This window comes from Bacteroidia bacterium, assembly GCA_019695265.1.
GTDB lineage: Bacteria > Bacteroidota > Bacteroidia > JAIBAJ01 > JAIBAJ01 > JAIBAJ01.
On sequence record JAIBAJ010000051.1, the window covers coordinates 1 to 25,078 of the forward strand.

23 protein-coding genes are annotated in these 25,078 nt (G+C 37.9%); 10 read left to right on the forward strand and 13 right to left on the reverse strand.

Translation table 11 applies throughout. The features are described 5' to 3' along the window. Positions 1 to 195: 195 nt before the first annotated feature. The 8 genes from K1X82_08870 to K1X82_08905 all read right to left on the reverse strand — a co-directional run bounded on the left by K1X82_08870 (position 196) and on the right by K1X82_08905 (position 8,014). On the reverse strand, positions 196 to 1,176 hold the full coding sequence (locus K1X82_08870; protein ID MBX7182210.1) for an alkaline phosphatase family protein: 981 nt from the start codon (positions 1,174 to 1,176) through the stop codon (positions 196 to 198). Between the two features lie 67 nt (positions 1,177 to 1,243). Next, positions 1,244 to 2,374, reverse strand: coding sequence for a glycosyltransferase family 4 protein (locus tag K1X82_08875; GenBank protein ID MBX7182211.1), 1,131 nt, complete (start codon positions 2,372 to 2,374; stop codon positions 1,244 to 1,246). Between the two features lie 6 nt (positions 2,375 to 2,380). After that, entirely contained in the window at positions 2,381 to 2,923 is a 543-nt protein-coding gene (locus K1X82_08880; GenBank protein MBX7182212.1) for an HAD-IIIA family hydrolase, read from the reverse strand. Beyond that, positions 2,889 to 3,680 (reverse strand): DUF2520 domain-containing protein, encoded by a 792-nt coding sequence (locus K1X82_08885; protein MBX7182213.1) that lies wholly within the window; start codon positions 3,678 to 3,680, stop codon positions 2,889 to 2,891. Before K1X82_08885 ends, K1X82_08880 begins: the two co-directional genes overlap by 35 nt. A gap of 1 nt (position 3,681) precedes the next feature. Continuing rightward, entirely contained in the window at positions 3,682 to 4,065 is a 384-nt protein-coding gene (locus tag K1X82_08890) for a cation transporter (GenBank protein MBX7182214.1), read from the reverse strand. Between the two features lie 435 nt (positions 4,066 to 4,500). Continuing rightward, complete coding sequence (locus K1X82_08895; GenBank protein MBX7182215.1) at positions 4,501 to 6,201, reverse strand: DUF4397 domain-containing protein; 1,701 nt, start codon at positions 6,199 to 6,201, stop codon at positions 4,501 to 4,503. 108 nt (positions 6,202 to 6,309) lie between these two features. Continuing rightward, positions 6,310 to 7,200 carry a MerR family transcriptional regulator gene (locus tag K1X82_08900; GenBank protein MBX7182216.1) on the reverse strand — a complete coding sequence of 297 codons (891 nt, stop codon included), beginning with the start codon at positions 7,198 to 7,200 and terminating at the stop codon, positions 6,310 to 6,312. 49 nt (positions 7,201 to 7,249) lie between these two features. Then, the gene (locus tag K1X82_08905) at positions 7,250 to 8,014 is read right to left on the reverse strand and encodes an enoyl-CoA hydratase/isomerase family protein (protein ID MBX7182217.1); all 765 of its coding nucleotides are present in this window, start codon (positions 8,012 to 8,014) and stop codon (positions 7,250 to 7,252) included. Positions 8,015 to 8,074: 60 nt separating this feature from the next. On the opposite strand from K1X82_08905, the gene K1X82_08910 reads away from it, so the two are divergent. Further along, entirely contained in the window at positions 8,075 to 9,967 is a 1,893-nt protein-coding gene (locus K1X82_08910) for a RecQ family ATP-dependent DNA helicase (GenBank protein MBX7182218.1), read from the forward strand. A gap of 479 nt (positions 9,968 to 10,446) precedes the next feature. After that, positions 10,447 to 11,934, forward strand: coding sequence for a TlpA family protein disulfide reductase (locus K1X82_08915; protein MBX7182219.1), 1,488 nt, complete (start codon positions 10,447 to 10,449; stop codon positions 11,932 to 11,934). A gap of 283 nt (positions 11,935 to 12,217) precedes the next feature. Here K1X82_08915 and K1X82_08920 read toward each other — a convergent pair whose 3' ends face one another. The 3 genes from K1X82_08920 to K1X82_08930 form a co-directional block, all read right to left on the reverse strand. Continuing rightward, a complete protein-coding gene (locus K1X82_08920; protein MBX7182220.1) occupies positions 12,218 to 15,301 on the reverse strand; it encodes a gliding motility-associated C-terminal domain-containing protein in 3,084 nt (1,027 codons plus the stop codon). A 4-nt stretch (positions 15,302 to 15,305) separates the two neighbouring features. Next, the gene (locus tag K1X82_08925) at positions 15,306 to 15,695 is read right to left on the reverse strand and encodes a hypothetical protein (protein MBX7182221.1); all 390 of its coding nucleotides are present in this window, start codon (positions 15,693 to 15,695) and stop codon (positions 15,306 to 15,308) included. Between the two features lie 86 nt (positions 15,696 to 15,781). Further along, positions 15,782 to 16,732 carry a pyridoxal-phosphate dependent enzyme gene (locus tag K1X82_08930; protein MBX7182222.1) on the reverse strand — a complete coding sequence of 317 codons (951 nt, stop codon included), beginning with the start codon at positions 16,730 to 16,732 and terminating at the stop codon, positions 15,782 to 15,784. Positions 16,733 to 16,838: 106 nt separating this feature from the next. Between K1X82_08930 and rbfA the strand changes: the two genes are divergently transcribed. Genes rbfA through truA form a run of 6 tightly spaced genes read left to right on the forward strand, consistent with a single transcriptional unit; the run spans position 16,839 to position 20,379 of the window. Further along, a complete protein-coding gene (gene rbfA / locus K1X82_08935) occupies positions 16,839 to 17,195 on the forward strand; it encodes a 30S ribosome-binding factor RbfA (protein ID MBX7182223.1) in 357 nt (118 codons plus the stop codon). Then, a complete protein-coding gene (locus tag K1X82_08940; protein ID MBX7182224.1) occupies positions 17,195 to 18,004 on the forward strand; it encodes a class I SAM-dependent methyltransferase in 810 nt (269 codons plus the stop codon). Before rbfA ends, K1X82_08940 begins: the two co-directional genes overlap by 1 nt. Positions 18,005 to 18,006: 2 nt before the next feature. After that, the gene (locus K1X82_08945) at positions 18,007 to 18,606 is read left to right on the forward strand and encodes an OmpH family outer membrane protein (protein MBX7182225.1); all 600 of its coding nucleotides are present in this window, start codon (positions 18,007 to 18,009) and stop codon (positions 18,604 to 18,606) included. A 5-nt stretch (positions 18,607 to 18,611) separates the two neighbouring features. After that, complete coding sequence (ruvX, locus tag K1X82_08950) at positions 18,612 to 19,025, forward strand: Holliday junction resolvase RuvX (GenBank protein MBX7182226.1); 414 nt, start codon at positions 18,612 to 18,614, stop codon at positions 19,023 to 19,025. Continuing rightward, on the forward strand, positions 19,022 to 19,582 hold the full coding sequence (def, locus tag K1X82_08955) for a peptide deformylase (protein ID MBX7182227.1): 561 nt from the start codon (positions 19,022 to 19,024) through the stop codon (positions 19,580 to 19,582). Before ruvX ends, def begins: the two co-directional genes overlap by 4 nt. Before the next feature lie 5 nt (positions 19,583 to 19,587). Continuing rightward, complete coding sequence (gene truA, locus K1X82_08960; GenBank protein ID MBX7182228.1) at positions 19,588 to 20,379, forward strand: tRNA pseudouridine(38-40) synthase TruA; 792 nt, start codon at positions 19,588 to 19,590, stop codon at positions 20,377 to 20,379. Here truA and K1X82_08965 read toward each other — a convergent pair. Next, the gene (locus K1X82_08965; protein ID MBX7182229.1) at positions 20,369 to 21,916 is read right to left on the reverse strand and encodes an FAD-binding protein; all 1,548 of its coding nucleotides are present in this window, start codon (positions 21,914 to 21,916) and stop codon (positions 20,369 to 20,371) included. The genes truA and K1X82_08965 overlap by 11 nt on opposite strands. A gap of 211 nt (positions 21,917 to 22,127) precedes the next feature. Here K1X82_08965 and dnaN point away from each other — a divergent pair, with 211 nt between their 5' ends. Further along, positions 22,128 to 23,249, forward strand: coding sequence for a DNA polymerase III subunit beta (gene dnaN / locus K1X82_08970; GenBank protein MBX7182230.1), 1,122 nt, complete (start codon positions 22,128 to 22,130; stop codon positions 23,247 to 23,249). 10 nt (positions 23,250 to 23,259) lie between these two features. After that, a complete protein-coding gene (locus K1X82_08975; protein MBX7182231.1) occupies positions 23,260 to 24,057 on the forward strand; it encodes an FkbM family methyltransferase in 798 nt (265 codons plus the stop codon). Positions 24,058 to 24,059: 2 nt separating this feature from the next. On the opposite strand, the gene gldF is transcribed toward K1X82_08975, so the two are convergent. Continuing rightward, positions 24,060 to 24,791: a gliding motility-associated ABC transporter permease subunit GldF gene (gene gldF, locus K1X82_08980; GenBank protein MBX7182232.1), complete on the reverse strand. Its 732-nt coding sequence runs from the start codon at positions 24,789 to 24,791 to the stop codon at positions 24,060 to 24,062. Positions 24,792 to 25,078: the final 287 nt, after the last annotated feature.

The following is a 25,078-nucleotide window of genomic DNA, read 5'->3' on the forward strand; positions in this document are numbered from 1 at the left end:
ACGATAGAGGCAAGTAACCCACAGGACCACGCGGCGCTAGCCAAGTGGGACGAGGATTACAGCCGATAGCGTGACCCGAACGCCCTTGCAAGTTGCTGGTGGTTTAGCAAAAAGCTAGTTTGGGCGGAGGGGGCCCGCATAAAAGGTATTTTAATAAACAATCAATTCGTCATGAATGACTTTTTTTAGAAAATCCTATTCGAGCTCACTAAAAGGAATTTGGAAACTGTAATAAAGAAAGTTACCCTTGCCTCTGCATTCCAATTCAATAAGTTTGGCATCCCAATTTATTGATATTATTCCAAAGTTTTGACTTACGCATAAGGGGCTTACTCTGGTTGAATTTTCGTAATCTTTCATAGTAAAGTTACTGTGAGTTAAGCCGCTGCTGGTGAAATCAAATAAAGGGTAGGAAGGTTTGTTATCGATTTTGGAAACCTCGCTTAGATGCCGGTCTCCACTGATAAAGAATATATGTTTTTTTCCACTTTGAGCAATGGTTTTTTTCATTCGTTCATACGATTTTGGGAAGTTTAACCATTCTTCAAAAACATGTTTTCCTGCAGAAAATTGAATACTGGTTCCAATAATGGTAATTTCGGCTTCATCATTTTGAAGAGTAGTTTCTAACCATTTCCATTGAGTTTCACCCAGCATATCACTTTCCGGACCTGGATCTTCCCTAAAATATCTTGTATCAAGTAAGATTATCTTAATTGTTTTTGAGCCTTCACCAAGGTCATAGGATTGATAAACACCTTCTTGAGTTCTTCTCGGGGAGTTTGATGGTACGTTAAAGAAATCAAGGTGATAGGATTGTGATGTTCTTTTTTCCGGATAATTTTTCCCGACGTTGTTGGAACCATAATCGTGATCGTCCCAGGTTCCAATTACCGGGCAGGTTTGTAATAGTTTTTTGTAGTTAACATTAAGACGTTGCCGTTGGTAAAGGCGGTCCATTTCATCCATATTTTCAGTATCGGCGTAGATATTATCGCCTAACCAAATCCAAAGTTGGGGTTGATTTTCGATTACTGAATTCCAAATCCTTTGTCTGCTCCATTGAAGATTACAGGAACCGAAGGCAATTTTGGTAATAACTCCTGTAGGTAAATTTTGAGACCAGGTTTGAAAAGAAATTAAGAAGGAAAATGAAATTGCGAGGTAACGAATCATTAGAATGGAGGTAAGAAAGGTACTTGCAAAGCAACAATAGAAATGGATAGAAATAACTTTGTAAAGGTTAAAATTTCTTTACTTTTTCTATCGAATTCCATAACAGTTCGGTGGTTTTATTCCAATTAAACTGAGTTGCCCTTTCTAATCCAAGTTGAATAAGGGAATTTCTATCAGATTCGGAAAGGAATAATTGTTTCATGGCATTTGCAATTTGATTTACAGATAAAGGGTCTACCAATAAGGCAGCATTACCGGCAATTTCAGGCATGGATGTAACATTGGAAGTTATTACCGGAGTTCCGGCAGCAAAAGCTTCAATGATTGGTAGACCAAAACCTTCGAATAAGGTGGTGTAGCAAACACCTAAAGCCCCTGAAATTAAGGTGTTGAGTTCGTTTTCCGGGATTCTTCCAGGAAAATGGATTTCATCCCGAAATGCTGCAGATTGCCAAGCTGTTTCCATTTCAGCCGTCCAAAAGGATTTACTTCCCGCAATAACTAGTTGCACCGGATTGGAAGTTTGTTGTTTAAATTGACAAAACGCTTGAATTAGATGGATGATATTTTTCCTTGGATGAATAGCGCCCCAATAAAGAAAATAGGGTTTTCCATTTGCATATTTGGTTTGGGATTTTTCTTTTTCTTCCGGTTGGCAAGGGTGAAATTGATTTGAAACTCCGTTATAGATTACATCAATTTTATTTCTGTCAATTTGGTAACGTTTTTCAATATCCTTTGCCGAAAATTCGGAAACTGTAGCGATTCGGGATGCTTTTGTAGCATATTTCGGAAAAAAGTACTGAAAATGAATACGATTGTACCAGACTATATCTTGGGGGTTATGTTCAAAATTTAAATCATGGATAACCGGAAGTTGCGGTACATTGCTACTCAGACTGAGATATCCATCAGGGGATAGGAATAGGTCGGCTTTGTATTTTTCTAATATGGAAGGAAGGGACCATTCGAACCACCAGTAGAAAAGCAATGGATGCCTGGCCGGTGGAAATATTGAAATTGGAATAATGTTATCGGAGTAGATAAACTCTTGTGAAAAAGGACGATCAAATAGGAAAATAAACCTAATTTCAGGATGATTTTTGGTTAACCGTCGCAATGTTTCGTCTGCAAATCGACCCAGGCCTTCCAATTTGCCGGGAAGCAAGAGTCTGGTATTTACAGCGATGGTTTTCATATTAAGCTACCACGAAAAGCCTTCGGGAGTTGCCCATTTTTTTTGAACTTTTAGAACTTGCTCAATAACGTCTCTAACACAACCTTTTCCACCCGGCAAAGAGGAGACGTATAAACTAATTTCTCTAATTTCATGAGCTGCATCTGCCGGACAACAGGGAAGAGCCACTTTCTTCATGACCTGATAATCGGGAAGGTCGTCTCCCATATAGAGTACATTGTTGGCAAGAAGGTTGGTAGAAATTAAAAAGTCATTCAAAGATTCGGTTTTATTGGCACTACCCAAATAAATATGGTGTATTCCAAGATACTCTAATCTTTGCCTTAAACTTTCCCCTTTACCGCCACTGATTATTGCTACATGGATTCCCATTTTTACAGCCAATTGCAGGGCGTAGCCGTCTTTAATATTCATTGTTCTGCCTTGCGAACCATCGGCTAAAAGAGTAATACTTCCGTCAGTTAATACACCATCAACATCCAGTACAATTGCCTTGATATGAGGTAATATTTCCTTATAGTTTTTCAATTTGCTTGGTACTATGTCCATAGTGTTCTAATATTTTTTGACTCATCATTTGATATACGTCGTGCATTAATTTATTAGATGCCAACATATTCAGGTGGTTGCTAATTACGGTGTAATCTCCTCTTCTGGCAGGACCAGTTTGCAAACTTTCGGGTTCTTTACCTTCAATTCTTTGGGCTGTTTCAAAAATCAGAGGATCGAGAATGTGTTCGGGCAAACCATTTTTCTTCAGGTAATCCTTGGAAAGGATGTAAAGGAAATTGGAAAAGTTGGAAGCAAAAATGGCTCCTAAATGAAGTTTTTTTCTTTCTTCAGAATCAATAGAATATACCAGATTGGATAAGTCTCCAGCAAGTTCTGATAGCGTTTTACTAAAGGTGGGTTGATTGGATTCAATGCAAAATGGAACCTTGGAGAAGTCTGTTGGTCGTTCTTTTACCATGGTTTGGAGTGGATAAAAAACACCAATTGTTTCAGAGCATTCTTGTAATACATTCATCGGAATGCTTCCGGAAGTGTGGGCTACCGGAATAGAGGTTCGAAGTTTCTGAGCTACCTTTTCATACCCATCATCCCGAGTACTGATAATAATTAATTCCGTTTTACCCCAATCTAATTCCGTAAAATCTGAACTGGCTTTTGCTCCAACTTTATTGGCCAATAACTCGGCTTTTTCCAATGTTCTATTGCATATCCAAACAATGGAATGACCTTTGCTACCTAGGGCAATTGCTAAATTGTTGGCAGCATTACCTGCACCAATAATAGAGATATACACCTTAGGAATGGGCTTCTTCTTTATTTAATACTTCAACAGCTTCTTCTGTTGTAGCATTTTTTTCTGTAGCAGGCAATTCCGCACCAACTAAATTGGCTTTATATTGACCTTCGTTGAGTGATCCAATTTTTTGAAGAATTTCTTGAGTATTCACTTTCGTTGAGTCAAAAGCGAATAAGGCCAGTTTTTGATCAAAGTTAACTTTGCTTTGGGTTACTCCCGGCATTTCTGAAATGGTTTCCTGAATGTGTTTTGCGCAACCTTCGGCACAGGTCATACCTTCAATAGCCACATTAATTGTTTTGTTAGCGGCAGTCTTACTTGTTGGCTGGTTGCAGGAATTTAGGATAAAAAGACTTATTAGGATAGATAGTATGTAACGCATCTTGTTTTTTTTTGCAAAAATAGTTTGTTCTATCGATAAATAATACCAATTCAAAAAAAACAAAGGCCATCTCTCCAGATGGCCTTCAACCCAATAATCATTCACCACATTTCACCAACCAATTCCTAAAAAAAGTAATTTGGAAACAAGGCCAATTTTGTTGTTGTTTTCAGCGCAAGAAGGCTCCCAAATCAAATCAAAGAAATTTACCTGGTCTAATCGCTTAGAGATGGTTTTGAACGACGATGTAAAGATAATAAATTTTGTTTAATAATTTCTTAAAAAAGTTAAACAAGAAAAATAAATTGATGTAATTTCTGTAAGGGTTTGATTTCGAGCTTGTTTTTTTTTGTTTAATGTTTTATCAAGAACTGTAAAACAAAAAAGGATTCGAATAAACGTGTTCGAATCCTTTTCTATTAGGTATAAATGAAATTATATTTTTATAAATTTTGTTCTGCTAACTCCGTTTGCAGCAGAAATTATTACCTCGTACATTCCTGATTCCCAATTGGTAACATCCAATATGGTTGAAGTTTGAGCATTTAGAATATTGGTATTTAGGATTGATTTTCCAAAAATATCAACTACTTGAATAGACTTGATTTCATTTGACCTGGTATCAATTAAGATTTGATCGCTTGAAGGATTTGGATACAAAGAGAATGAATTGGTTGATTCTATGGAATTAATAGATGTTACTAGTTCCAATGGTAAAACAGTTCCGTCTGCAAGAACTGCAATTAAGGTAAAGGCTTGACCATTGTTGTTTCCGGTTTCATTTAAAAATCCGGAAGCAAGTACTGTAATACTTTTGCCTGCTAAACCGGATAAAGGTGCCGAATAACTTGCAACGGTAACGCTATTATCGGCTGCAGGCTTAATATCTAGTACATAGTCGGCTGCAGGTACAGTAAGATAAGGTGTAATGTCGGTATAAGCGGCTGAATTTACCAATTCCAGAACTCCTGCAAAAACATCAACAGTAGGAGCGTCGGTTGCGCCATGCACCACTCTGATATTTACATCGGATGCATTGTCAGCAGTTTCTTTCATTTGGTTTTGCAGCAATAAAGTAAAGCCAGTTGATCTTCCATCAGGATTAGTTACAAAGGAACCAGGATTCAGCACACCGTTGGCTATAGCTGCATAGGTTTCTCCATTTTCCAAAGTGACAGTGAAATTCTTAAGGGTATCATTAACAGACATGCTTGAACCTGGAGCAACTCCAATGTTAATTGGCACACCTGCCGGAAGACTTAAATAAGGAGTAGCCGTTCTGAATCCGAAATCAGGAAGAGTTAAGTCCCCATTAACATAGATATCTACTGCGCTTGCGGCTGGATCAGCAGCATTGTGAATTACTTGCAACCTTGCTTGACTGATGGTTTGTAATTCAATGACTGTTCCGTCAGCAAGTGCTGCAAATAATCCGAAAGCAGCACCAGATTGATTCGTTGCCGGATTTAAGAAACCTGAAGCAAATACAACGGCTGTACCTCCTGCTAACCCTGATAAGTTAGCTTGGTAGGAAATGATTATTGGAGAACCTGCTCCAGGGGTAATATCCAGTATATAATCTGCTGCAGGAACAGCAATGTATGGTGTAAATGCGCCAAAATCTGCGTTGTCCACCAGGGTTGCAACGCCTCTTGCTTTGATATCAACGGTAGGTGCATCGGTTGAGCCATGTAGGGCAATAAATTCAACATTACCCTGCTGAGTGGCAGAAGTTTTCGCATTTGGAATAATGGTTAAGCCAAATGAAGTAGAGTTGTTGTCCGGATTGGATGCAAAGTTTGCAGGATTGATAACTCCATTTGCAACTGCTATGTACTTTTCACCGGAAATTAAACTAACGGTAAAGTTTTTCAAGGTGTCATTAGCAGAGGTGCTGCTTCCCGGTGCAATTCCTATGTTTAAAGGAACGCCTGCAGGCAATGTTTGAAAAGAAGTAGCCTCTCTAAAGGCAAAATCGTCCAGAATTAAATTTCCATTCAGGTAAACATCCACCGCGGCAGCAGCTGGGTCGGCTGAATTGTGGATTACTTGTAATTCTGCATTTTGGGAATAACCAAATGTGGTGGTCCCAACGAACGCGCTAAGAAGCGCAATTTTGAGTTTTGTTGTTTTCATGGTAAAAAAATTAAGTTGGTCATTCATGGTAGAATGATGACGCAAACATAAAAGCATTTTGTTTAACGTTTACGATTAATAGTTAAACAAAATCTTAAAAAAACTTAATTACCTTGAAACAAGTTTTATCAATTCAGGTAGGGATTTGAAGAAGTGAATATTCTTATTGGTTTGAATTTCAAACTCCTGTAAAGGCTTACCTGTTAAATAAATTGAGGTTTTAGTGCTAAGTAGATCTATGTTACTTTTAAACTCTTTCCATTCTTTTGGAGAAAATGGATTGGTTGCAACGGTTAAAATGAAGTCTGGTCTAATTATATGAACAACTCTTTCCAGGTCAATAACAGGAACGCTTTGACCTAGGTAAATGGTTCTATATCCGCGGCTTCGCAACGCATAGTTGTAAAATAGTATGACCATTTCGTGCAATTCGTTTTCTCTTAGAAACAAGACAAATGTTTGCATCTGTTTTTGAATGGAACTTGATTTAATTCCATCTATAGCAACTATCATTTTTTGCCGGATGATATTGCTGACAAAATGTTCCTGAGCAGGGTTGATACTCCCGGATTGCCACATGGTGCCAATTCTGGAAAGAAATGGGAAAATGATATCTTGAATCGTTGATTCAAATCCCATTTTAATAATACAGCTATTGAAGGTTTTATCAAAAAATGGTTCATCCAGGTCAATCATGGATAGTATGAAGCTATCAATTAAGTCTTCGTTTTCTGTTTTTACCAAATTAATGGAAGCAACCAATTGGGCTACTTCATTTGGTACCATGGATGCAATGGATGAAATTTTGAATCCGTTTTTGTTTAAAAGACTGATATTTAATATTTTTCTCAACTCCTCATTGGAATACATCCGGATGTTAGTATCGGTGCGTTGAGGGGTGAAAATAGAATATCTTTTTTCCCAAATTCTAAGTGTATGGGCTTTAATGCCTGACAACTTTTCCAAATCTTTAATGGAATAGTTGGCTTCTGTATTCATTCTGAAAAATTTGTTTCAAAAATAGTAATTAAAGTTAAACAAAACTTTTCTATTTTCCTTTAAATTTTTGGATGGAGTTTCTGGTAAAATCGCTAAGCACTAGTTTGCCACTAATTTTAGCTCTTTCAACAAGGAATTGATCCCAATTTTCGGTACCTTCCCAAAAGATTTGCTTTAAATCTTTCATGGCTTCAGGATTTGAATTCACTAAGAAACTAAGCAACGAATTAATTGAAGTATCCATTTCTTCTATTGAATCAAAAACTTCATTATACATACCTTTTTCTTTTGCCCAACTCGCTGTGTGCCATTTTGCAGCATGAATACTCATCTGTTGGAAAGCTGATTTCCCAATTTTTCTTTCAACAGCCGGTCCTACAACAAATGGGCCTATTCCTACAGCTAATTCGCTCAGTTTGGCCGATGCATGATTAGTAGCATAGCAATAATCTGACGCACAAGCAATGCCAACTCCACCGCCAACAGCTTTGTTATGTACCCGGGTAATTACAAATTTCGGGGCTTTTCTCATGGCATTTATTACCAAAGCAAAACCACTAAAAAAATGGAGCCCTTCTTCTTTATTTTGAATGGCGATTAATTCATCAAAGGATGCACCGGCGCAAAAGGATTTTTCACCTTCACTTTGCAAGAGGATTGCCAAATAGTCATCATTCATTCCAGCCAACTCTATTTCTCTTGCAATGGATCTTAACAAATTTCCCGGAAGAGAATTGCTTTGTGGATGGTGAAAGGTAATTTTAGCAATTTTTCCATTAAATTCCGATTCGGTTTTAACCCAGCCTTGTTCCATATATGTTAATTTTGGGGCGAAGATACTTTTCTTCTCGTCAACTACATGGGCTCAGATTTAATCCATCCAATTTTAAAGCAGTATTGGGGGCATGATGGTTTTAGACCTATGCAGGAGGAAATTATTAGGTCTGTTTTGGATGGCAGGGATACCATTGCGCTTCTTCCTACCGGTGGTGGAAAATCTATTTGTTACCAAGTGCCCGGACTTGCCTTGGGTGGACTAACTCTTGTCATTTCTCCCTTGGTGGCCTTAATGAAGGATCAGGTTGATACCTTGCAAAAAATGGGAATTAAAGCAGTTTTTATTTCATCCGTAATGTCTTACAGAGAAATAGACATTGCTCTTGATAACTGTGCTTATGGGAAAGTCAAGTTTCTATATGTTTCACCTGAACGATTGAAGACTGAATTGTTTCTGGCCAGGGTTAAAAAAATGAATGTCAAGTTGGTTGCTATCGATGAAGCCCACTGTATTTCCCAATGGGGATACGATTTTCGACCTCCCTATCTGCAAATTGCTGAACTAAGAAGCCATTTACCAAAGGTTCCATTTATGGCATTAACTGCAACCGCAACACCTGAGGTTATAAAAGATATTGGTGAAAGGTTGGAAATGAAAAACCCGCAAATTTTTCAAAAGAGTTTTGATCGTCCCAATTTATCTTACTTATTTCTGAAAGAAAGTGACAAAGAAAATAGGTTAACTTCTATTTTTAAGAAATCATCCGGTACAGGAATTGTTTATACCAGAAATAGGAGATTGACTGTAGAAGTGGCTAATTTGCTTAAACATCAATCTATTTCAGCCGATTTTTACCATGCCGGATTAGAACCGGAAATTAGAAATCAAAAACAACAGGATTGGATAGCCAATAAAACTCGTGTTATTGTTTGCACCAACGCATTTGGAATGGGAATTGACAAGCCGGATGTTCGAACAGTTGTACATTTTCAACCTCCCGATTGTATTGAGGCCTACTTTCAGGAAGCGGGTAGGGGAGGACGAGATGGTAAACCGGCCTATGGGGTATTGCTATACGACGAAAGGGATATTGAGGATCTGGAGTTTCAACTAAAGAACGCATTTCCTGAAAAAAGTGAAATACGCACGGTTTATCAGGCTTTGGTTAATTATTTTCAGTTAGCAGTAGGAAGTGGAAAGGATGATTTTTTGGAGTTTGACTTGTTAGATTTTTGCAAAACATATAACCTAAATCACCTTAAAAGTTTAAAATGTTTGGATTTATTGGCCAAGAACGATTATATTTTTTTGACAGATTCTGTCTTTATGCCATCGAGGCTTATGTTCAAGGTGGATAAAAATGAACTTTATTCCTATCAATTAAAATATCCACGGTTGGATGGAATATTGAAAACCATCCTTCGGTCTTATTCAGGAATTTTCGACGAATTTGTTGTAATCCGAGAAAAGGATATTGCTTTTCGTGCAAAAACTTCTGTGGAAAAGTTAATTAAAGATTTAGAAAACCTCCACAAGCAAGAGATTCTTGTTTATGTGCCACAAAGTAGTTTGCCAAAAATAAATTTTCCGCATGGGGTTGTTTTGGCCAAGGATTTATTTTTTGATTCCGAAACATTTGAAAAAAGAAAGAAGCAAGTTGAAATTCGTAATCAAGCATTTATTGATTTATTAATTGATGACGAAGGTTGTAGAACCCAACGTATGTTAAGGTATTTTGGTGAAGCCGATGCAAAGCCATGTGGAAGATGCGATGTATGCCTTCAAAAAGTAAAAAAAGATTTAAGTACCAAAGACCTGTTAAAACTTGAAAGCCTGGTATTAGATTGGGTAAAAGAAAAACCAATATCGTATGATTGGCTGATTCAAAAAACGGAACACCCCAAACAAATGCAAGAATTAATTCGATTTCTGGTAGGGGAAGGAAAGATTGTTCAGGAAGGAAATTGGCTTAAACAACCCAAACAATAATAATAAGGTTCTTACGGCAATGCGTTCGGATCGAGTTTTCCTCAGGTAGCCTGAAATAGGTAATCCGTACAAATTGAATGGTTTAAAAATTACTTTTTATGCGGGCCCCCTCCGCCTACCTGATTTTTGCTAAACATACAACAGCTTGCATGGCGTTCGGGTCACGCTATCGGCTGTAGTCCTCGTCCCCCTAGGCTAAAGCCGTAGGGGGCCTGTGGGCTACTTGCCTCTATCGTTGCCCGATACGTAACCTATCCTAAGTGTTCTAACCAAATTTTTTCTTGGTATCTATCAGTCCTCTGAAAGAAATTCATGGTATTTTACTGAAAATCCTTGTATCCAACTAGGGTAAATGATTGCTTAAATTATACCTTATTGATGTTTCTAATGTTTTTCAGCAGGCTCAACTAATTCCTTTTAGCTGGTGCGATTTTTCTAAAATTTAAATTTCTAGGTTTTTGATATTGTCTAATTGGACGATGTCAATTGGATTAGATGTACTTTTACAATTCAGAATAATTAATTTCTTTGGGATGAAACGTTTGATTTTTTGTTTATTAGTCGGAGTAAATAGTTTTTCCACGGCTATTTCAAGCACTGTATTTATTAAAGCTACTACCGAAGGCAATGGTGACACCGCTTTAGTTATTACGGAAAGGGCCTTACCCGGTGTTGATTATCATAAAGCCTTGTATTCAGGCAAAAGTTCATCTTTGGGAATAGCCTTGCCTTATGAACTTCCTATGTTGGCCTTTGTTAAGTTTCAAGGACAAGAAATTCCATTGTTTGTTACCAATGGTGATAGTTTGTGGATTGATTTTGTGTCAGGTAAACCAAATTTCAAGGGCAAAAAAGCGAATGAGAATGCCTTGCTTTATCAATTCCTCCAGATGTTTGGTTCCGGTTACCAGCGTGATTCGATCAAGAAGAAGATGTATGCGAACTCCATTGATGAATTTGAAATTCAGCTTTATGATAAACGGAAAGAGCAAGAAAAATGGGTTGAAAAGCAATCTGCCACCAACGATTTTAAAGATTATTTGAATTCCTATGCCAGGTTTTGGTATTGGGGAGCAATTTTCGCTTATCCAATTGAAAGGGCAAATGCTTCCCCTCAAAATCCGGTAATTGCTCTTCCAAAACTTGTTTTGGAAGGATTTGAAGAATCGAGCCTTTCCAACATAAAACTATTGGCAGTTGCTCCTTTTCGAGAGTTTCTATTTTACTATATTACCTACATAACTTCTGAGTCAAATGGTTTTAATAAATTTACAGATGTTGGTACTTCAACAGAACGAAAATCGGCGCAAGCATATGCTAAATTGAAGGGTGAAAACGCAGTTTATATAGCTTCCCGGTTTTTGAATGACAACATGGAAAAGATTAGTGAACCCGTATCCCGTCGTCTGGTTGAACTAATTAACGAGAAGGATGCGTCAAAGGCTTATTATAAGTATTTGTCACAGAAATTGAAATTGGTATCAACCAAATCAACAAGCGCAGATGGAAAGGCAAAGGATAGTTCTGCCAAGACTGATCAGGCAAATTCTCCATTTTCACTAAAAGATTTAAAAGGGAAATCAGTGAAATTGGAGGATTTTAAAGGTAAGGTGGTATATATTGATTTCTGGGCGAGTTGGTGTGGACCATGCAGACAGATGTTCCCATTTTCAAAACAATTGCATGAAAAATTGAATGAGAAGCAAAAAAAGGAGATTGTGTTTTTATATATTTCCATTGATGGAACTGAGGAATCGTGGAAGAAGGCCATTGAACAGCTAGATTTGAGCAATGGCGTGAATGTGATTAGTCCGGGAAATTGGCAAAGTGAGGTTGTAAAATGTTTTCAAATTTCGAGTATACCCAGGTACATGATTTTGGACAAAAAGGGGAATTTGGTTGATAGTAATGCCAAGAGACCGGCAGATCCAAGTTTATTGAGCGATTTATTAAACTTGTTAAATTAGCCTTTGTGTAAACTTTCCGGTGACTGTTTTTTCGCTGAATCTAAGTTATTTTGGGTCAAAACATGTCTAATTGGGTTTGCACCCTCGGGCAACGATTGAGGCAAGTAGCTCCAAAGCAACGCAGCGATTTAGCGGAGTGGATTTGGACTACAGCCGAAAGCGTGACCCGAACGCCTTTGCAATTCAATAAGGAAATAAAACTACTTTCAGGGAGGCGGAGGGGGCCCGCCAAATAATTATAAAAAAAAGGCCCCTTAAAAGGAGCCTTTTAGCTTGAAAAAGGTTAATCTCGAATGATTGTGAAGAAGGATGCTTTAGTGCCTTCCTTATGTTTCAGAACGAAATAATAAGTTCCGGCAGAGAATTTTTCTCCGTTCCAGTCGTTTCGGTAGTTATCCTTATCGAAGATTTTTACACCCCATCGATCGTAAATTTTTAAATTATTTTCAGGGGATTTTTGAATCAGGTAATTAATAACCAGGTTGTCATTTTTGCCATCACCGTTTGGAGTCATTACGTTAAAGAATTCCAAATCATTGGCAATCGTATATTCCACATTCATAGTATCTGTGCAGCCAATAGAGTTTGTAACAATTAATTGAACAGTAATTTTTCCTGTGTCTTCATCTGCAAAAATATGGGTTGGACTAGGCACGGTTGAAGTGTCATCCGGTATATTAGGGTCATCTTGATTTCCAAAATTCCAGTGCCATCCAATAATTTCATCATCTGCTCCGGTAACATAGGAAGAGTCGGTAAATACTACCGGTTTTTGAGTTCCGGAAAGGAAAGGAGGGTCAATGGTGAAATTAGCAACAGGCGGAGCAAAGGACCAGAATAAGAAGTTATGAGTATCAACACATCCAAATTGGTCAGTTACAATTACAAACGAAGTATCGGGGAATCCTGACATTACTGCAGAAGAGGAATCGGAACCATTGCTCCAGAGGTAGGTATAATTTAAGGAAGAGTCGCCAATAGCAAGGGTTAACAATTGGGTTGGAGAGCAAATGGTGTCGTTTCCGACGATATCCACTAAGGTATCTGAATTGCCCACTGTTATGAACGTAGTGTCTGATTTACAAGTAAATTGGTCAACGACATACAGGCTATAGGTACCTGCCGGTACATTAATCGATTGGGTAACATTTCCATTAGACCAAACATATTGAGTAAATCCACTAGGGCCTGATAGGATGGTATTAACACCAAAGCAAGTATGAGTATTTCCGGAGATAATTGGAGCCGGAGGAATAGGGTGTAGTAAAATGGTAGTAGTTATAGAATCAAGGCAACCACCGGCGGAAGTGTAAACAGTAACCGGTCCATTTTGAAAGAATGCCAAGGAATTAATGGTATCACCAGTACTCCACCAAATGGGTCCACCGGTAGTAGTTTGACCTGCTAAGGTTGTACCGTTTCCGCATAATTCAGGATCACCTACCAAGGTTAGATTAGGATCAGTAGCAGTTACGATGAAGTTAGCACTAGTAGAGGAACAGCCAAAGTTGTCAACAATAGTTACAGTATAGTTGCCGGCAGAAACATTGGGGCGTACGTTGGAAAGCAAAGGGAAAAACAAATCGTTCCAGATATAAGAATCCATACCGGGAACAGAAACCGATAAAGTTGTTGTTTCAGAATTACAAAGAGAATTGTCACCAGAAATTACAGGAACAGGAGGAAAAGGGTGAACTCCGACAATAAATTGAGTAGAATCGGAGCAACCAAGAGTATCTGTTACGTAAACCATTAGCGTATCATCATTGGTGAACCAACGGGAATCGGAGGTACTACCATCTTCCCAAAGTATGGATGCACCGGAGGGAGAATAAGTAAGATTAACTTGAATACTATCAATTCCGCAACCGGTTGTAGAACCAATTGCTGTCACGTTAGGGTCGGAAGACACAACTGTAATGGTATCTGACTTTCGGATACAGCCATTTGGTCCGGCAACGATTAGGGAATAATCGCCTGCAGCTACGGTAACGGAGCTATCGGTAGAGCCATTGCTCCATAGGTATTCTGCATAAGAATTATTTGAAGCAAGTGTAGTTAGGTCATTGTTGCAATAACCAAGTGTACCTAAAATAATTGGTCTTGGAAGGGAATCATTTAATACTTCCACATACAAAGAAATAGAAGTAGTTCGGTTAGGGCTGCCATCATCAGTACCATTAATAGTAAAACTATGAACGCCAATATTGGATGTATCAGAGACAAATTGTAAAGAAATACTTCCAGTAGTTCCATTGGATTGGTTTACGACTGTTAGTCCAGGTACAAAGGATCCGATGGTATCGAGACCAACTGTAACAGATTGACCTTGTTCAGGGCCAAAAAAATCAAATTGCCAATTTACAGTGTCAAAAAGACAAACCCGGATGGTATCGCAACCGGAGAATTGGTTACTTGTAAGAGGAGCGATATTATTGCTACCCCCATTTGCACAAACATCAAAAATAAAGGTTTTGTTATCCAGCCAAGAAACACCGTCTGGATTGCCGAAAGGTCCATCAAAATCAATTCCGGCGTGATCAAAACGTCCGAATTGAATAAAATTAACACCGTCTCCTTTGTTTGCTCCAACGGTTGAAGGTATTCCACCGAAACCGTTGGTTCCTTGGGATGCATCACCGGTAGTCCATTGCATATCGCCGTAAAGGAAGGCGCAATTATTACCGGGAGGTAAGATAGGATCTAAACCATCAGTGATAATTACTTCACAGTTATTTTGTTTGTCAAAGTTGGAAGAAAAATATCCAATATTTTGATACAAAACTCTTAAATATCCGCTGCTAAGTTGCATTTTAACCAAGCAACCCTGACCATTATCGTAAGGGTTGGTATCAAAATCTGCCCAAAAAGGAGCTACCATTGGAGCTGTGCTATTAGGAAAGCCTGAAGAGGAATAAGTTCCAACTGCCTGTCCAAAAGAAATATTTCCATTATTATTGATATAACAGGAATTATAGGAAGTACCGTACAGGCAAAAAGTAAAAGGAAGATTAATAAGGCTAGAGCTTCCATCATCGTTGGCAAAATCTATTCCGGGAACAAAATCAGTGGAAGTATCGGAGCAGCTAGCCACGAATGGTGAGCAGTTTCCTCCAATAAGGGATTTTCCGGCGGGGTATTGACTAGGGTGAATTTTAACTTTTTTAGGTTCGGTATTTTTAGGAAAGTTAATTTCATAGGAATTTCCATTGCTAAAATCCAATTTGCCTTGTTCTTTAAGGGATTGGTACTCTGCCGGATTAAGTTTTACAACTTTTCCTTGCTGAGGTAGGGCAGCATTTTGAGAAAAACCTGATTGAAAGGCTAGTAAAGAGATAACATTTACAAAAAGTAGTTTTAGTTTCATTGCACTAATTTTCTTTGTATTCTATTTCGGTTCTTAATTTTCCTTTGGGGTAATAATACTTCCATTTTCCGGAAGGATTTCCATTTTTAAAATTCCCTTCGCTTTCTTTTTTGCCGTTGGTGTGGAAGAATATCCAAAATCCTTCTTTTTTTCCATTGGCATAATTTCCTTCGCCTTTTTTCTTTCCATTTTCATGGTAATCAATTTGATGACCATTGCCATTGACAACCATTGGAGAACCGTCTTTATCCCAGCTATTAAGCATTAAAAACTCATCAGCGGAGGTGTAAGCCGGCGGTAATTCTTCGTTTTTCGATTTTTTTTGCCCAAACGAGGTAGCGGAAACCGATAGGAAACCGACGAGAAGCAGCGAAAAATACCAAGATTTAGTCATAATCAAAAGGGCGGTAAAGGTAAAATAAGAAAATAAAATTACAAGTCTGTTGTGGAAAACTTTTGGCCAGAGGACGGAAAGTCTACCTAGTTAAATTTTAAGGCGTTGAAATCAGCATTTCCTCCGCTTAAAATTATTCCAACTTTTTTATTTTTTACAATCGACTTATTTAGAAGAATGGTTGCCAAGGGTAAGGCAGATGAAGGTTCAATAATTATCTTCATTCTTTCCCAAATAAGTTTCAACGCTTCGAGAATGGTAGTTTCATCTGCCAAAAGGATATTTTGTACTTTACTGCGAATGATTGAAAATGTTTTTTCACTGAGGGAGGTCAGAAGTCCATCTGCTATGGTCTTAGGATTAGAAACCGGAGTTAGAATTCCATTATTAAAAGAGATGAAGGCATCATTGGCTCCTAAAGGTTCGGCACCAATAACCAGGGTTGATGGAGATAAATAACTTGTTATTAAGGCAGTTCCACTTAGAAGTCCACCACCCCCTACCGGAGCAAAAAGGTAATCAAGCTGAGGTGTTTGTCTCAGGAGTTCGAGTGCAGCAGTTGATTGTCCGGCGATAACCGAATAATTGTCAAAAGGATGAATAAAAGTTGCCCCGGTATTTTTTACTACTTCATGAAGGGTTGATTCTCTGGCTTCCAAGGTTGGTGCACATTCGATAATTGTTCCACCGTATGATTTGACGGCATTTTTTTTTATTGGAGGAGCTGTTGAAGGCATTACAATGAAAGCCGGTATACCTTTTTGTTTGGCTGCCAATGCCAAAGCTGCAGCATGGTTACCACTGCTATGAGTAGCAACACCTGATTTTAAGTCGGATAATTCTAATCGATTCACAGCATTGCTTGCACCTCTCATCTTAAAAGCACCAACTTTTTGAAAATTCTCGCATTTAAAGAAAAGTTCGGCTTCAACCAGTTCATTCAAATAGTTATTGGTGAAAACAGGGGTTTGATGAATAAAAGGTTGAATTAACTTATGGCTAATTTCAATGTCAGTTAAAGATGGAATTTGAAGGATTGGTTTTGGACTACTCACGATTAACCTTTTTAGCAAAGGAAGGAAATTCTTAGAATGGATAGCTGTTAATTGTGAAAGAAATAACACTACCTTTGCAGCCTTTTTTATGGCTAGTCTGAGACAAAATAAATTTTCACGCCTTTTACAGAAGGAGCTTAGTTCATATTTCTTGGTTGAAAGCAGACATTTTCAAACGGGATGTATGATTACAGTTACTATTGTAAGGATAAGTCCGGATTTAGGAGAAGCTAAGATTTATTTAAGTTTTTTTCAGGTTGTTGATAATGCTAAGGTTTTGGCAAGTATCACGGATAAAACCTGGGAGATTAGAAAGTGGTTAGGTGACCGGATACGGCATCAGGCGAGGGTAGTACCCAATCTTCATTTTTACATTGATGATTCATTGGATTATGCTGCCAATATTGAACGTTTACTTCAAGATAATTCATCACCAAAATTGTAATGCAATACGACCCCATTAAGCGTTCATTAGGAAACGTATTTAATAAGAGTCCTTTTTTAAGAAAGGTATTTTACAACTTACTTGACCTACTATTGTTAAGAAGTTGGCATATTCACAAGCAGTTAAAGGCCTGGGAGAAAACTATTCAGAATTCATCACCTGCTATTTTGGATGCCGGTGCCGGTTTTGGTCAATATTCATTTTGGATGGCAAAAAGAAATCCTAAGGCAACAATACTGGCAGTGGATGTGAAATCGGAGCAGGTAGAGGATTGTAATGCTTTTATGAAATCCATCTCATTTAATCATGTGAAATTTGAAGTGGCAGATTTGTTAGAATATAAGAAATCCGGTACATATGATTTGATTTTGTCAGTAGATGTAATGGAGCATATATTGGAGGATACCCTTGTATTTCGTAATTTTCATGAGTCCTTAAAAAAGGGAGGAATGCTTCTTATTTCCACACCAAGTGATCAAGGAGGTTCCGATGCCCATGATGAAGATGATGCATCATTTATAGAGGAGCACGTTCGAAATGGATATAACATTAAAGAAATTGAGGATAAATTAAGGGATTCAGGGTTCTCCAAAGTTGAGGTAAACTATTCCTATGGTAAGCCAGGACAGATTGCCTGGCGCTTTTCGATGAAATATCCAATTTTAGCTTTGGGAGCAACAAAATTGTTTTTCTTAATTTTACCTTTTTATTATTTGTTTTTTTATCCAATTTGTTTTGTTTTGAACTATTTAGATACGAATTTTAAACATTCAACTGGGACTGGATTAATTGTTAAAGCCTGGAAATAATCATGAATAAAATTTCAATAGCATTAAATGTGTTTTTCGCCCTGGCGTTGGGTGTTTTGTTTTATTTTCAATTTACCGGAAGAAATGTTAATCATTCCGGAGGTCCAAAGGATACTTTGGCAGGAGCTATTACCATTGCCTATGTTAATACGGATACCCTCTGGAAGAACTATGAAAAGGTAAAAGAAATGGAAGGGGAATTGGAGCGAAGTAACAAACGTATGGACGATGATTTGAAAAATAAAGGAAGGGCTTTGGAACAGGAGTATTATAATTATCAAGAAAGAATTCAATCAGGTCAGGTTACTCAAGAGCAAGCCCAGGAGAAGGAGGCTAAAATCATGCAAGACAGGCAGGAGTTGATGCAACTTCAGCAAGAATATGAAGATCAGGCTTCGAGAGAGACCATGAAGAAAAACGAAGAACTAAGAAAAGAGATTTTTGCATTTATTGAAAAGTACAATAAAGAGAATGATAACTATACCTTTATTCTTTCATATTCTTCAATTGGATCAATCATGGTGGCAGACACCACTTTAGATATTACCAAGCCGATTCTTGACGGGCTAAATGAGGCCTACAAGAAAAATAAGAAGAAGTAATCGGCATGGCAAGGGTTTTAGCCATAGATTATGGAACTAAAAGGGTTGGATTAGCCGTAACGGACCCCAACCAAATCATTGCCACCCGATTAGAAACCGTGCATTCAAAAGATGTACTTGAATTTATAACAAGGTATTGCCATTCTGAAGTTGTTGAAACATTTGTAATTGGGTTACCACTCCAATTGGATGGAAAACCTTCCCAAATTACGCCGCATGTAGAGGGATTTGTTCGACAATTGCAAAAAAAATTCCCTTTGATTCCAATCAAAAGAGTGGATGAACGATTCACTTCAAAGATGGCATTTCAAACTATGATAGACTCAGGTTTGAAAAAAAAAGATCGGATGAAAAAAGAATTGGTTGATGGAGTGAGTGCAACCTTAATTTTGCAAAACTATTTGGAAAGTAAAAAATGATTTACCCTATTGTTGCCTATGGTAGTCCTTTGTTAAAAGTTAGAGCAAAGGATATAAGTCAGGATTATCCTAAATTGGATCAATTGATTTTGGATATGTATGAAACAATGTACCAAGCAAATGGTGTTGGTTTGGCGGCACCTCAAATTGGATTATCCATACGCCTGTTTGTGATGGATGCAAGCGGACTAGCTGATGAAGAGCCTGAATTGGAAGGTTTGAAGAAGGTTTTTATTAATCCTTTGATTACGGCAGAAGCCGGTAAGGAATGGAGTTTCAATGAAGGTTGTTTGAGTATTCCCGGAATTAGAGAAGATATTTTTAGAAAACCGGGTGTTGAGATTGAATATTACGATGAAAATTTTGTCTATCATAAAGAAAGGTTTTCTGGAAAAGCAGCACGTATTATTCAACATGAATATGATCATTTGGAGGGGATTTTGTTTGTTGATAAAGTATCCTCTCTAAAAAAGAAACTAATTTCCGGAAAGTTGAAGGATATTATGAATGGCAAGGTAAATGCCGATTATCGCATGCGATTTGGGGTTAAGATTTAAGCTTTATGCCAAGGTATCTGCTACACCTCTCTTTTTGTGGTACCAATTATAATGGTTGGCAGGTACAGGAAAATTCAAAATCGGTTCAATCGGAAATAGACCAGCGCATAACTCAATTATTTTCTGAACCGGTTTTGTCAGTTGGTTGTGGCAGAACCGATACAGGTGTTCATGCTTCCAATTTTATATTGCATTTTGATTTAACCAAGGAAATATCAGTCGATGATTTGAAATTCAAACTCAATCGCATGCTTCCGCCTGATATAGTTGTATACCATGCCTTTGAAGTTGAAAAAGATTTTCATGCCAGGTTTGATGCATTGTCCAGGACCTATCATTATTTTATTTCCAAGGAAAGGAATCCATTTTTAACCAATCTTAGCTGGCATATTCATTATAGGTTGAATATTCAAGCTATGAATGAAACCATTCAAATTCTAAAGGAATATGAGGATTTCTCCAGCTTCAGTAAAAGTAAAACACAGGTTAAAACCAATTTATGTACTATTCACGAGGCAAATTGGAAAGAAACAGCTGACTTTTATATTTTTTCCATCAAAGCCAATCGTTTTTTAAGAAATATGGTTAGAGCCATTGTTGGCACCTCCCTCCAAATAGGCTTAAATAAATTGGATGAAAAGGGACTTAGAGCAATTGTTGAAGGTAAAGATAGAAGATTAGCATTTGAATCAGTTCCCGGGACGGGTTTATATCTTACCCAAATTGAATATCCAACCACTAAATTCAAAGGAAATAATTTGCAATTCCAAGGGATTCCATTTGATCCTATGAATTAAGAAAGTCAGCTACAGCGTCTGCAACATTTTCACCATCCATGGCTGCCGAAACGATTCCTCCTGCATATCCGGCACCTTCGCCGCAAGGGAATAAACCCGGACATGATTCATGCATTAAGGTAATTTTAGATCTTGGAATTCGTACCGGAGAAGAAGTGCGACTTTCCGGAGCTACTAACACTGCATCTTCCTGCAAATAGCCTTTCATTTTTTTTCCAATGTGGATAAAAGCCTCTTTTAGGCGGGAATGAATTTCAGTTGGTAGAACCGCCTTTAAATCGACACTTTGGATTCCTGGTTGATAAGAACAGGCAGGCAGGTTTTTGGATGTTTTTCCAGAAATAAAATCAACCAAACGTTGTGCAGGGGCAACTTGGGATTTTCCGCCTTCCAACCATGCTTTTTGTTCAACCATTGCCTGGTATTTTACTCCAGCTAGTGGACCTGTTAATCCAAGTTTAATTAGATCGCTTTCTTCCACCGGAACAACGATTCCTGAGTTGGCAAATGGGTTGTTACGTTTAGAAGGTGACCAACCATTGGTGACAATTTCGCCGGGAGATGTAGCACAGGGGGCAATAATGCCTCCGGGACACATGCAAAAGGAGTATACTCCACGTCCATTAATTTGTTCGACCCAAGAATAGGAAGCAGGAGGTAAGTAGTCACCTCTAAAATCGCAGTGGTACTGAATGGAATCAATAACCGTTTGAGGATGTTCCACTCTCACACCTAGTGCAAAAGGTTTAAATTCGATTGCAATGTTTGAATCATTTAAGAGGTGGAAAACATCTCTTGCTGAATGGCCAGTTGCTAGAATAATTGCCGATATGGCTATATTTTCATTGTGATTAATTTGAATGGATTGTATTCCTTTGGAATTATACTCAATCCCGGTCAGTTTGCTATTAAATCGTACCTCTCCGCCACATTCAATTATTTTTTCTCTAATGGAGGTAATAATCTTAGGGAGTTTATTGGTTCCGATGTGAGGGTGGGCCTCAATCAAAATTGATTCATCTGCCCCATGAAGGAAAAATCTTTCTAAAATTCTTCTTACACTTCCTCTTTTTCCTGAACGAGTGTAGAGTTTTCCATCGCTGTAAGTACCAGCACCGCCTTCACCAAAGCAATAATTACTTTCCGGGTTGACAATTTGATCCTTATTAATCGCTGCTAAGTCCCTTCTTCTGGTTCTGACATCGTTGCCTCTTTCAAAAATTATTGGTTTAAGTCCAAGTTCAATTAATCGAAGAGCGGCAAAAAGTCCTGCAGGACCGGCTCCAATAATTGCGACCTCCTCGCTATTATTAACTTGTTTTTCCACGAAGGTAAACTCAAGAGGAAATTCCGGATCACTTTCACCGGGTAAAAAGAGGTCAACCGTTAAATTTATTTTAATATCCTTCTTTCGGGCATCGATGGATCGTTTTCGAATTTTGAAAGACTGGTATTTGCCTTGAAGTAAATAGGACCGAAGTTTTTCCGGGTCAGAAACAAGCTCTAGCGGTAAGGTTGTAGTAAGTTGATTAGGCATGGATTTATCATGCAAAGACGCAAAAGTAAGCTTTTTTGGGTCAGATTGCTAATTTAAGGAATTGGCAAATAAACAAGGCTAAAGGATTGGTTTGGTTGTTATTTCAACACGAGGTTGAAAACTTATTTTTTTACCACTATATTTCTTATGAATTCAAATTCAAAACTACTAATTTTGCCGCCCTTGAAATTACTTTCATAAATATTTATACATGAGATTTATTGTTTCTAGTACCGCGCTTTTAAAGCAATTACAGGCGATTGGAGGAGTTTTAAATTCCAGCAATACCATTGCTATATTGGATAATTTCCTTTTTCGTTTGGATAAAGGAGAGTTGACTATTTCCGGGTCAGATTTGGAAACAACTATGACAACCAATTTGCAAGTTGAATCAAAAAACAAAGGTTCAGTTGCTATTCCTGCCAAGTTGTTAATGGATATTCTAAAATCATTTCCAGAACAGCCGCTTACTTTTTCAGTAAATGAAGAGAATTTTGGAATAGAAATTAGCAGTGATTACGGTAAGTACAAACTTTCCGGACAAGATGCCCGGGAGTATCCTGAAATACCTCAATTAGATTCTACCAGTTCAACCACCTTAAATTCTAAGGTATTGGCTGATGCGATTAATAAAACCATTTTTGCTACCGGTAATGATGATTTGAGGCCGGTGATGTCCGGTGTGTTTTTTCAATTCACACCAGAGAACGTTACATTTGTTGCCACAGATGCTCATAAATTGGTACGTTATCGCAGATACGATATCAAATCTGATCAGGTTGCCAGTTTCATTATGCCTAAAAAGCCTTTGAACCTGTTGAAAAACACCTTGGCCGCAGAAGATTCTGAGGTTGTAATTCTTTACAATGATAAAAATGCCTATTTCAAATTTGGAAATATGGAATTGGTTTGTCGTTTGATCGATGGAAGATATCCGAACTATGAAGCAGTTATTCCACAGGAAAATCCCAATAAACTTACCATAGACAGAACGGCATTTCTTGGTTCCATCAGACGTGTATCGATCTTTTCAAATAAAACTACTCACCAGGTTAGATTGAAAATTACCGGTAATGAACTAAGTATTTCTGCGGAAGATTTGGATTTTGCAAATGAGGCTAATGAAAGACAATCCTGTCAGTATCAAGGTGAAGATATGGAAATTGGATTCAACTCCAAATTTTTGGCTGAAATGTTGTCTAATTTGCCATCGGAACATGTTAACTTAGAAATGAGTGTACCAAATCGTGCCGGAATTTTACTTCCTGCCGATGGTACAGTTGAAGGAGAAGATATTCTGATGTTGGTGATGCCGGTTATGTTGAATTACTAATAATTAAAGTTTGACAACCGCCAAATTATCAGGGAATACTGAAGTTTATTGTCTTCGTAAGCCGGAAGCATTCGTTTTGGATAGTCATGTAGAAGGTTACATGATTAATGGAATTCATGTTAAAGAAGGCGATACCGTTTTTGATGTTGGAGCAAATATTGGCGTTTTTGGAGTAAGAATGCTTCAGAAAGGTCCGACAGTTAAGGTTTTTGCCTTTGAGCCTATTCCGGATATTTATCAAGTATTAAAAGCCAATAGCCAGAAATTTGGTAGTGCTAGATTTGTGGCCTTGAATTGTGGTTTAAGCGATGCAAATGGTGAAGCTGAGTTTACCTATTTCCCCCATGCTCCTGCCTTATCAACCAGTAATCCGGGAATGTGGGATGAAGATCCGGATATGTTCAAGAATGCAGTGGAAGGAAGCTTGAAAAATGCACCCAAAGAAATGTGGTATGCTAAATTGGTTCCTTCTTTTATGTCTGGATTTATGGCGAAAATGCTTCGTTCCGGAGGACAAAAGTTTAAATGTCAACTTCGCACCATTTCATCCGTGATTGATGAATATGATGTAAAAAAAATAGATTTGCTAAAAATCGATTGTGAAGGAGCCGAATTGAGCGTATTACTTGGTTTACAGGATAAACATTGGGAAATGGTTAGTCAGTTAGTTGTGGAAGTCCATGATACCGAAGGTCGTTTGGACCGAATCCAGGGGATGTGCATCAAACATGGCTTAACAAAAATTGTTGCTCAGAAGGAACAAGGATTTGAATCTACCAAGCTTATCAATTTATACGCTACCCGATAAGTTTACCATTTTCTCTTTTCGAGAACAAGTCTAGTCCCTAAAATAAATACGGCATTTATACTGATAAAGTAGAGAATGTCTCGTGTATCCAATACTCCTCTGCTCATAGAAACATAGTGTGTATTTATACTCAACTCAAGTAGAAACAAATCAATTCCTTTGTTTGGAAAAAGGGCAGAAATGGAGTCAAAACCATTGAGTAAAAACCAACTTACAAATACTGCAAGAATAAACGATACAATTTGATTGCCGGTGGCGGCCGAACAATAGGTTCCTACCGAGGTAAAGGTGGAAGCCAAAAACAATAAACCTATATAGGAACCAATAGTTCCACCAATGTCGATGTTTCCCTTGGGTAAGCCAAGGAGATAAATCGAAATAAAGTAAATAAGGGTAGGTAATACTGAAAGTACTACCAGGGCAAACCCGGATAGGAATTTTGCAAATACAATTTGGAATTCAGTTAATGGTTTAGTAAGTAATAACTCGATGGTTCCTGCCCTGTTTTCTTCGGCAAAAGATCGCATGGTAACCGCAGGTACTAAAAATAGAAAGACCCAGGGTGCAACCATAAACAATGTTTCTAAACTGGAGTATCCATTATCCAAAACATTAAAATCCATTGGGAATACCCACATAAACAATCCTGTAATTAATAAAAATACAGAAACGACTACATAGCCGATTAGGGAATTTAGAAAGGAACTTACCTCTTTGGAAAATAGTGCAAACATTGGGCAAATTTAATAATCAAATCAGTAGGGATGGCTGAAAAACAATTCAAGTATAATTGATGGTATGCTGAAAAAGTCTAACCGAAGTAAATGACATTTTTTATAGTAGTATGCGGGCCCCCTCCGCCCAACCAGCTTTAAATTAAACCCAAACTTCCTGCACGGGCGTTCGGGTCACGCTATCGGCTGTAGTCCTCGGCCCCCTAGGCTAAAGCCGTAGTGGTCCTGTGGGCTACTTGCCTCTATCGTTGCCCGAGGGTGCAAACCCAAACTGACTCAAAAAGAAT